This window comes from Pseudomonas sp. NFACC45 (assembly GCF_900113505.1).
Taxonomy (GTDB): Bacteria; Pseudomonadota; Gammaproteobacteria; order Pseudomonadales; family Pseudomonadaceae; genus Aquipseudomonas; species Aquipseudomonas tehranensis.
Genome location: NZ_FOPO01000003.1, coordinates 79,976 through 87,823, shown reverse-complemented (window position 1 = coordinate 87,823; position 7,848 = coordinate 79,976). Strand labels below are relative to the sequence as shown.

The following is a 7,848-nucleotide window of genomic DNA, read 5'->3' as shown; positions in this document are numbered from 1 at the left end:
TGAACACCGCGATCAAAAACTGTGGGAGCGAGCCTGCTCGCGATAGCGGTCCGTCTGAAACGGTGATGTTGGATGGGCCGCCGTCTTCGCGAGCAGGCTCGCTCCCACAGGGGGATTTGTGGCTGGCATAGAATCTGTGAACACCGCTCCCACAGGGGATGTGTGGTGGGCTTTCGTTTATAGCGTTCCAATACAAAATCCGTATTCACTTACTTCAATCAGGTCTTGGCGACTGTCAGATATGACAGTGGTCCTCACTGCGGCTCACTTCTAACCTGATCCAGCCTCGCAAGTACGCGAAGCCAATCTTCGATGACCCGCAAGGAGTTCATGATGAACACTAAATACAGCCGCACCCAACCGACCCTGCTGACTCTTTCCCTATTATTGAGCGGCATGACTTTTCAAGCTTTCGCAGCGCAGGGCGAGCCTTGCAACGCGGACAAAGTCGCGCAAGCCAAGGAGTTGAAACCAGGGGGGATGAGTGAAACGGCTCTGTCCGAAGAAGACTACGTAAAGCAGCTGAACCTGGAAGCGGTCAGGGTCACCGGAGTGGCCATGAGCAAAGACACTAAAGATTTCCGTCTCACCGTCGTGACTGACGCAAACAAGAAAGTGATCAATATGTTCTGCGACTGAACGTCATGAATGGCCCACCACAGACCGCTCATTGGAGTGGTCTGTGTAAGTCACCTCGCCTATGGGCGAATGATCCAGTGCTCAACTCTCCAACTTCACCCTCCGAGTTTTCGTATTCATCCTGGGTCTGCTGACATCAGGTCAGGAGGTGTCTGGAGATCAGTTTGGAGATTTCAACAATGCCCGTCTTGCCGGTGAATTCGAACTTCACCTTGCCCAGGGATGAAAAGTAAATCTCCAGTTCCGAATCCAGGTCGAAGGTGCCGGAGGTTTCTACCGAGTAGGCCACGATGTTTTTATAAGGCAGAGAGGTGAAGTCCTTTTTGCTGCCGGTGATGCCTTGCACGTTCACCGCGATGATACGTTTGTTGGTGAAGACTACGCCGTCACGCATGGACTTATAGGCGTCGATGACCTGTTCGCCCTCCAGCAGCAGGGCTGTTACGCGTTCGGCGTACTCATCGTTTTGCTTGAGCTTGAAGAAGCCTTTGTTGTTGAAATCGATCATCCGTAAATCCTTGTGGGGTTGAAAAGCGCTCCAGGCTTCCTGGGCCCATATCAAGACTGGCGCAGGGATTCTGGCGCAGCCAGGAGTAACATCACAAGGCCATGACCGAGCATTTCGCCATCTCACCGGCTAAATCCTCCAGCACCCGATGCGAGACTAGCGAACAGGCCAGTAGCCATTATTTCGCTTTTATGGTTTCCTGACCCCGTTACGGTTGCAGGCTGAAACCTTTCGCCCTGTTTCGGTCCCGATGGTTGTCGCCCCAGCCCTGGAAGGCTCTAACGCACCCTTTTGAGGCGTTAGCCAATACTCGCGATTTTTCCCGCATTGACCGTCACAATCCCCCGGCAAACTGTTTTTCTGCCTAGACTTGCAACTGTCCGCCGTGCGCTGTGTTTTGAATGAGCCCGCACGATAAATACAAAAACAAAGAGGAAACCCCACAATGTTCAAACCTATCTGGAAAGCGCTCGCCTGTACGCTGGCACTCAGTGCGTTGAGCACGGCCATGGCGGCGGATCCTGTCGTCATCAAGTTCTCCCACGTGGTAGCCGAACAAACGCCCAAGGGCCAGGGCGCGCTGATGTTCAAGAAGCTCGTGGAAGAGCGTCTGCCAGGCAAAGTGAAGGTTGAGGTGTACCCCAACTCCTCGCTGTTCGGCGATGGCAAGGAAATGGAAGCGCTGCTGCTGGGTGACGTGCAGATGATTGCGCCGTCGCTGGCCAAGTTCGAGCACTACACCAAGTCCGTGCAACTGTTCGACTTGCCGTTTCTGTTCGATGACATCTCCGCCGTGGACCGCTTCCAGCTGAGCCCTGAAGGCCAGAAGCTGCTCAAGTCCATGGAAAGCAAGAACATCACCGGCCTGGCCTATTGGCACAACGGCATGAAGCAGTTGTCGGCCAACAAGCCGCTGCGTGAACCCAAGGATGCCCGTGGTCTGAAGTTCCGTGTGCAGGCCTCGGCCGTGCTGGAAGAGCAGTTCAAGGCGGTGAACGCCAACCCGCGCAAAATGAGTTTCGCCGAGGTGTACCAAGGCCTGCAGACTGGCGTGGTCAACGGTGCGGAAAACCCGTACTCGAACATCTACAGCCAGAAAATGCATGAAGTGCAGAAGTACATCACCGAGTCCAACCACGGTGTACTCGACTACATGCTGATCACCAACACCAAGTTCTGGAACGGTCTGTCACCCGACATTCGTACCGAGCTGGACAAGATCCTGGTTGAAGTCACCACCCACGTGAACAACGAGGCGGCGCAACTGAACCAGAAAGACAAACAGCGCATCCTCGATGCCAAGACCACCGAGATCATCACCCTCACGCCTGAAGAACGCGGCGAGTGGCGCGACAAGATGAAGCCGGTGTGGAAGAAGTTTGAAGGTGACATCGGTGCTGATCTGATCAAAGCCGCCGAAGCCTCCAACAAGGCTCAGTAATGGGTTGGCCGGTGCTGCCGCCCTGGCAGCGCCGGCCTGTCGTCCCCCCTGCAGGAGATGTCATCCATGAACGCCCTTCGGCGCATCTGGGAACACTTCGAGGAAGGTTTCATTGCCTTTCTTCTGGCCGCCATGACGCTGGTTACTTTCGTCTACGTGGTACTCAACAACCTCTACACCGTTTTCTACAGCCTCGGCGATAACTGGCCTGCCGCCAGCACGCCGGCGTTCGCCATTGGCGACAGCATCATGGGTATGGCCCAGGCCATGACCTGGAGCAGCTCGTTGACCAAGGCTCTGTTTGGCTGGCTGATCTTTTTTGGTTTGTCGTACGGCGTGCGCACGGCCGGGCACATCGGCGTGGATGCGCTGGTGAAACTGGCGAGCAAGCCGGTACAACGCATTATCGGCGTCATCGCTTGCCTGTGCTGCCTGACCTACGCCGGGCTGCTGGCCGTTGCTAGTTTTGAGTGGATCAACACCCTGATGATCGCGCAGATCGGCGCAGAGGACCTGGGCCACTTCGGCATCATGCAATGGCACATCGGCCTGATCGTGCCGGTGGGTTTTGCGTTGGTGTTTATCCGTTTCGCGGAAATTCTCGTGCGCATCCTGATGAATCGTCAGACCGGCCTGGGCCTGGCCGATGAAGCAGCCGAAGCCATCAAACTGACCGAACACGAGGAAGACAAGCCATGACCATTGCCTTCCTGTTCATCGCGCTGTTCGTGCTGATGTTCATCGGCGTGCCCATCGCCATTTCGTTGGGACTGGCCGGTTCGCTGACGATCATTTACTTCAGCCCGGACTCGGTGCGCTCCCTGGCGATCAAGCTGTTCGAAACCTCTGAACACTACACGCTGCTGGCGATTCCGTTCTTCCTGCTGGCCGGTGCGTTCATGACCACTGGCGGTGTGGCGCGACGGTTGATCGACTTTGCCAACGCTTGCGTCGGCCACATCCGTGGCGGCCTGGCGATTGCCGCAGTGCTGGCGTGCATGCTGTTTGCCGCGTTGTCGGGTTCAAGCCCCGCGACGGTAGCGGCCGTCGGCTCCATTGCCATTGCCGGTATGGTGCGCTCGGGTTATCCACAGGCGTTCGGCGCCGGCATCGTCTGCAACGCCGGTACCTTGGGCATCCTGATTCCGCCGTCGATCGTGATGGTGGTGTACGCCGCCGCGACCGAAACCTCGGTGGGCAAGCTGTTCATGGCCGGGGTAATCCCTGGCGTGTTGCTGGGGTTATCGTTGATGGTGGCGATCTACATCGTTGCCGTGAAGAAAAACCTGCCTGCACTGCCCCGGGCGACGTTTCGTGAATGGCTGTCCACGGCGCGCAAAGCCCTTTGGGGTCTGCTGCTGATGGTGATCATCCTCGGCGGGATTTACTCCGGGATGTTCACCCCCACTGAAGCGGCTGCCGTTGCGGCGGTGTATTCGGCATTCATCGCACTGTTCGTCTACAAGGACCTCACGTTCCGTGAGACGCCCAAGGTGCTGCTCGAATCGGCCAAGCTGAGCATCATGCTGATGTTCATCATCGCCAACGCCATGCTCTTCGCCCATGTGCTGACCACCGAGCAACTGCCGCAGCAAATCACCGCTTGGGTGATCGAGGCCGGGCTGACGCCGGTGACCTTCCTGCTGGTGGTGAACATCGTGCTGCTGATTGCCGGTGCGTTCATGGAGCCGTCGGCCATCATCCTGATCCTGGCGCCGATCCTGTTCCCTATTGCCATGCAACTGGGCATCGACCCGATCCACCTGGGCATCATCATGGTGGTGAACCTGGAGATCGGCCTGATCACGCCGCCGGTGGGGCTGAACCTGTTCGTCACCTCGGCGGTGACCGGCATGTCGCTGCCCGCCACCATCCGCGCAGCCATGCCATGGCTGATGATCCTGCTGACATTCCTGATGCTGATTACCTATGTGCCATGGATCTCGCTGGCCTTGCCGAACTGGCTGGGGATGAACTAGCCCGGTCAAGACATGCGCAGTGGCGAGGGCATTTGCTCCCTCGCCCCTGCGCTGTCGGGCTAAGCCTGCGTGTCGCACCGTCGACCAATAAAAGGGAAGCCTCACCATGCTAAAACCTCTTTGCAAAGCGCTCGTCTGTACCTTGAGCTTCAGCCTGCTGGGCTCAGCCATGGCGGCTGAACCGATCGTGATCAAGTTTTCCCATGTTGTGGCCGAGCAAACGCCCAAGGGCCAGGGCGCGTTGATGTTCAAGAAACTGGCGGATGAACGATTGCCAGGCCGGGTGAAGGTCGAGGTGTATCCCAACTCCACGTTGTTTGGCGATGACAAGGAGATGGAAGCGCTGCTGCTGGGTGACGTGCAGATCATTGCACGCTCGCTGGCCAAGTTCGATCAGTACACCCGATCCGTGCAGCTGTTCGACTTGCCGTTTCTGTTCAACGACATTGCTGCAGTGGACCGCTTCCAGCAGAGCCCGGAAGGCCAGAAACTGCTCAAATCCATGGAAAGCAAAAACATCACGGGGCTGGCTTATTGGCACAACGGCATGAAGCAGTTGTCGGCCAACAAACCCCTGCGTGTCCCCGAGGATGCCCGTGGCCTGAAGTTTCGGGTACAGAGCTCGGCCGTGCTGGAAGAACAATTCAAGGCGGTGGGCGCCAAGCCCCAACCGATGATTTTCTCTGTGGTGTACCAGGGCCTGCGCACCGGCTTGGTCAACGGTACGGAAAACACCTACTCAAACTTCTACAACCAGAAACAGCATCAAGTGCAGAAGTACATCACCGAATCCAACCACGGCATTCTCGACTACATGTTGATCGCCTCATCCGACTTCTGGAATGGCCTGCCGCCGGATATCCGTACCGAACTGGACAAGATCGTGACCGAGGCCACCGCCTATGCAAACAGTGAGGCGGACCGACTGAACCAACAGGACAAGCAGTTCATCCTCGACGCCGGGACCACCGAGATCATCAGCCTCACGCCCCAGCAGCGCAACGCCTGGCGCGACAGTATGAAACCGGTGTGGGCAAGGTTCGAAAAAGAGATTGGGCCGGATTTAATTAAAGCCGCTGAAGCGTCCAACCAGGCGCAGTGATGCAGCAAAGCCCAGTGAACTCCGTGGCGAGGGAGCTTGCTCCCGCTGGGGTGCGAAGCCCCCCAAAAATCTGACTCTGCGGTGTGTCAGGTTAAAGGTTGGGGCTGCTGCGCAGCCCAGCGGGAGCAAGCTCCCTCGCCACAAGAGCTGGAGTACATCGCCTTTTCAGCGAATCCCAGCTACGCAGCGCATTGCGTTATGATCCCCGCCTCCATCGGAGCCAGAGCTTTACCCGCGAATGTTGCCGTCCTCATCTGACATCTCCCGTGCCCTGCCCCCTGTCCTGGTCGGCCCGCTGCTGCGGCGGCTGGAGCCGACGCGGCTGGTGATGTGGCTGGTGGGTACACGCCCCCTCACGTTGACCCTGCGCGTAGACGGGCTGAGCGATCTGCCCCTGGACGCCCCGCGTTGCACCGTCGTGCCGGTGGGGCAGCAGGCTTTTGTGCACCTGATCGATGTACGACTCGACACCGCCCTGCCCCAGGACGTGGCGATTGACTACGACCTGCTGGTGGACGGCACCCCCATTGCCGAATGGGCGCCCCATCTGTTGTATGGCCAGGCGCAGTGTCCGAACTTCGTCCTGCATTCGCGTATCGATCAATTGGTTCATGGCTCCTGCCGCAAACCCCACTACCCGACCCACGACGGCTTGCTCTGCGTCGACCGGCTGTTGGCACAAGCCCCACAGCAGCGTCCTGCGCTGTTGATGATGAGCGGTGATCAGGTCTACGCCGATGATGTCGCCGGGCCGACACTGCGGGCGATTCATGCGTTGATCGAACGGCTGGGGCTGTTCGAGGAATGCCTGGACGGCGCGGTGGTGGAAGACAGCGCCAAGCTCTATGAACACCCAGCCAGTTACTACCACCGCGCCGATTTATTACCAGCGCTGGAAAGCAACGAAACCCTGCGCGAACGTTTTTTCGGCGGAGCCCGCAAGCCGATTTTCACCAGCAGCAGCGCCGACAATCATCTGGTGACCCTCGCTGAAGTCATGGCGATGTACCTGTTGGTGTGGTCACCTGTGCCGTGGACGCTGATCGACCCGCAACCGCCGCAACTGACCGCCGAGCGGCGCCAGCGCTACGACCTGGAACAGCAACGCATCGAGGGTTTCAAGACAGGTCTTGGGGGCGCGGCGCGGGTGTTTGCACACCTGTCGTGCCTGATGATTTTCGACGATCACGACATCACCGATGACTGGAATTTATCCGCGCAGTGGGAAGAAACGGCCTACGGCCACCCGTTCTCCAAGCGCATCATCGGCAACGCACTGATCGCCTACATGCTCTGCCAGGGCTGGGGCAACAACCCGGACGCGTTCGATGACGTAATCCAGCAAACCCTGGCCCTGAGCGACACCGCCCGGGACCGCTACCTGGACAGCGGCCCGCAGGACAAACTGATCGACACACTGCTGGGTTTCCAGCAATGGCACTATGTGCTGCCGACCACCCCGGCCCTGGTGGTGCTCGACACCCGCACCCGCCGCTGGCGCAGCGAGCGCAACCTCAAGCAGCCTTCGGGACTGCTCGATTGGGAAGCCCTGAGCGAACTTCAGCAGGAACTGCTGGATCATCCCTCGGCGATCATCGTTTCACCGGCGCCGATCTTCGGTGTGAAGTTGATCGAAACCGTGCAGCGGGTGTTCAGTTGGTGCGGTTATCCGCTGCTGGTGGACGCGGAAAACTGGATGGCCCATCGCGGCGCGGCGCAAGTGATCCTGAATATTTTCCGGCACTCGCGCACACCCGGCAATTACGTGGTGCTGTCCGGGGATGTGCATTATTCCTTCGTCTATGAGGTGCTGATCCCACACCGCAAGGGCGGCCCGCGCATCTGGCAGATCACCAGCAGCGGCATCAAGAATGAGTTCCCGCCGGCGCTGCTGGAATGGTTCGATCGCTTGAACCGTTGGCTCTACTCGCCCCGCTCGCCCCTGAACTGGTTCACCAAGCGGCGCAGCATGCGCATCATTCCTCACACCCCCGAACACGCCGAGGCTGGAGAGCGGTTGTGGAACTCGGCGGGGATCGGGCAGGTGTTCTTCAATGAACAGGGGCAGCCGACGCAGATATTCCAGCACAACGCCAACGGCAAACCGCCGACGCGCATGCGGGCGCCGCAAGAGCCTTCGGCCTGAACCGAGTGGGCACTGCACACAATTTGTGGGAGC

The 7,848-nt window shown here is 58.6% G+C and carries 7 protein-coding genes; 6 read left to right on the top strand and 1 reads right to left on the bottom strand.

The genetic code is table 11. The features are described from left to right. The first annotated feature begins 333 nt into the window (after nucleotides 1-333). Complete coding sequence (locus tag BM132_RS05975) at nucleotides 334-639, top strand: hypothetical protein (protein ID WP_092402426.1); 306 nt, start codon at nucleotides 334-336, stop codon at nucleotides 637-639. A 136-nt stretch (nucleotides 640-775) separates the two neighbouring features. Here BM132_RS05975 and BM132_RS05970 read toward each other — a convergent pair whose 3' ends face one another. Further along, entirely contained in the window at nucleotides 776-1,147 is a 372-nt protein-coding gene (locus BM132_RS05970) for a PH domain-containing protein (RefSeq protein WP_092402428.1), read from the bottom strand. A gap of 445 nt (nucleotides 1,148-1,592) precedes the next feature. Here BM132_RS05970 and BM132_RS05965 point away from each other — a divergent pair, with 445 nt between their 5' ends. From BM132_RS05965 to BM132_RS05945, 5 genes are all read left to right on the top strand, one after another. After that, nucleotides 1,593-2,588: a TRAP transporter substrate-binding protein gene (locus BM132_RS05965; protein WP_092454001.1), complete on the top strand. Its 996-nt coding sequence runs from the start codon at nucleotides 1,593-1,595 to the stop codon at nucleotides 2,586-2,588. Between the two features lie 66 nt (nucleotides 2,589-2,654). Next, nucleotides 2,655-3,287, top strand: a complete 633-nt coding sequence (locus tag BM132_RS05960; protein WP_092453999.1) for a TRAP transporter small permease — start codon at nucleotides 2,655-2,657, stop codon at nucleotides 3,285-3,287. Beyond that, nucleotides 3,284-4,567: a C4-dicarboxylate TRAP transporter large permease protein DctM gene (gene dctM, locus BM132_RS05955; protein WP_092453997.1), complete on the top strand. Its 1,284-nt coding sequence runs from the start codon at nucleotides 3,284-3,286 to the stop codon at nucleotides 4,565-4,567. The genes BM132_RS05960 and dctM overlap by 4 nt, the downstream gene beginning before the upstream one ends. 106 nt (nucleotides 4,568-4,673) lie before the next feature. Next, nucleotides 4,674-5,669: a TRAP transporter substrate-binding protein gene (locus BM132_RS05950; protein ID WP_092453995.1), complete on the top strand. Its 996-nt coding sequence runs from the start codon at nucleotides 4,674-4,676 to the stop codon at nucleotides 5,667-5,669. 238 nt (nucleotides 5,670-5,907) lie between these two features. Beyond that, entirely contained in the window at nucleotides 5,908-7,815 is a 1,908-nt protein-coding gene (locus tag BM132_RS05945) for an alkaline phosphatase D family protein (protein WP_092453993.1), read from the top strand. Nucleotides 7,816-7,848 lie beyond the last annotated feature (33 nt).

Coding starts and splice junctions, on each gene's coding strand:
- BM132_RS05945 (WP_092453993.1), top strand. CDS start 5,908: ATGTTGCCGTCCTCATCTGACATCTCCCGTGCCCTGCCCCCTGTCCTG.
- BM132_RS05975 (WP_092402426.1), top strand. CDS start 334: ATGAACACTAAATACAGCCGCACCCAACCGACCCTGCTGACTCTTTCC.
- BM132_RS05965 (WP_092454001.1), top strand. CDS start 1,593: ATGTTCAAACCTATCTGGAAAGCGCTCGCCTGTACGCTGGCACTCAGT.
- dctM (WP_092453997.1), top strand. CDS start 3,284: ATGACCATTGCCTTCCTGTTCATCGCGCTGTTCGTGCTGATGTTCATC.
- BM132_RS05950 (WP_092453995.1), top strand. CDS start 4,674: ATGCTAAAACCTCTTTGCAAAGCGCTCGTCTGTACCTTGAGCTTCAGC.
- BM132_RS05970 (WP_092402428.1), bottom strand. CDS start 1,147: ATGATCGATTTCAACAACAAAGGCTTCTTCAAGCTCAAGCAAAACGAT.
- BM132_RS05960 (WP_092453999.1), top strand. CDS start 2,655: ATGAACGCCCTTCGGCGCATCTGGGAACACTTCGAGGAAGGTTTCATT.